The 1,329-nt window shown below is 73.7% G+C and carries 1 protein-coding gene; it reads right to left on the reverse strand.

Annotation, left to right across the window (positions count from 1 at the left end):
• Positions 1 to 1,116, reverse strand: a 1,116-nt coding sequence (locus ABZW03_RS40935; protein ID WP_355269976.1) for a DegT/DnrJ/EryC1/StrS family aminotransferase, incomplete at its 3' end; no start/stop codon positions are given.
• Positions 1,117 to 1,329: the final 213 nt, after the last annotated feature.

Here is a 1,329-nt window from a genome sequence, read left to right on the forward strand (position 1 = left end):
GACGGTCAGCGCGAGCGAGCGGGCCAGCACGTCGTCGGTGCGCGGCAGCGCGCCGGCCCGGTAGTCGTGCCGCGCCGTCTCGGGCGGCCGGCGGAACGGGCTGGGGCGGGCGTCGCCGGCCATCAGGGCGGTGAGTTCGGGCAGGCCGCCGTAGTAGTGCTTGGGCGAGTGGAGCAGCGTGCGGGTGCCGAGCTCCTTGGCGACGGCGTCGGCGCTCGCCGCGTCGTCGAAGAGGTACACCAGCAGGGTCGCGCAGTCCCCGTCCGCGTCGTGCAGCAGGCGCGGACGCAGGCCGTCGCGGGCCGGGATCGCGGCGGACAGCGCCCGGGCCAGCGTGCGGTTGCGCTCCAGGATGGCGTCCAGCTTGGCGAGTTGGGCGCGGACGACGGCCGCGGTGAACGCGTTCATCCGCAGGTTGAGGCCGAACAGCTGGTCGCCGTCCCCGGTCTCCTCGCCGTACGGGAACCAGCCGTGGTGGTGGAAGGAGTACGCCCGCTGGAAGAGTCGCTCGTCCGGGGTGAGCAGGAAGCCGCCGTCGCCGCCGGTGATCACCTTGAAGATGTTGGTGGAGAACGCGCCGGCCTGGCCGAAGGTGCCGACCGGGCGGCCGCGGTACGTCGCCCCGCAGGCCTGGGCGGCGTCCTCCAGCAGGAACAGCCCGTGGTCGTCGGCGATCTGCCCGAGGGCCGCCAGGTCGCAGGGCGCGCCGAGCATGTGGATCGGCATGACGGCCTTGGTGCGCGGTGTGATCCGGGCCAGGACGTCGGCCGGGTCGAGGGTCAGCGATTCGTCGATCTCGGCGAACACCGGGGTGGCGCCCGCGAAGACGACGGCCGAGACGGAGGCGGCGTAGAGGTAGCCGGGCACGATGACCTCGTCGCCCGGGCCGATGCCGAGCGCGGCGAGCGCGGCCAGCAGGGCGGAGGTGCCGCTGTTGACGGCCAGGCAGTGCGGGGCGGCGAAGCGTGCGGACAGCTCCCGCTCCAGGCCCCGGACCTGGGCGTCCACCCCGGGTGGGCGGGAGTGCGCGTCGGAGGTGGCGAGCCAGGAGTCGACGACTTCGAGGAGGTTGCGGCGCTCCTCGGCGCCGAAGTGCGCGTATCCGGGACCAGGCATGAGGCTCCTTGGTCGGGCGTCGGTCGGGCATCGGTCGGAGGTTGGTCAGAGGTCGCTCAGAGGTCGCTCAAATGTCGGGGAAAACGTTTCTTTAACCCGGCGGGAACGGCCGCGAAACCGCCGGCCGCGGCGCTCCGGGTCAGAAGACGATGGGGCAGAACGGCGCCGGGTCGTGGCGGAACGCCGCGGCGGCGGCCCGGACCGCGCCCGGGC

This window comes from Kitasatospora sp. NPDC004799 (genome assembly GCF_040609095.1).
Taxonomy (GTDB): domain Bacteria; phylum Actinomycetota; class Actinomycetes; order Streptomycetales; family Streptomycetaceae; genus Kitasatospora.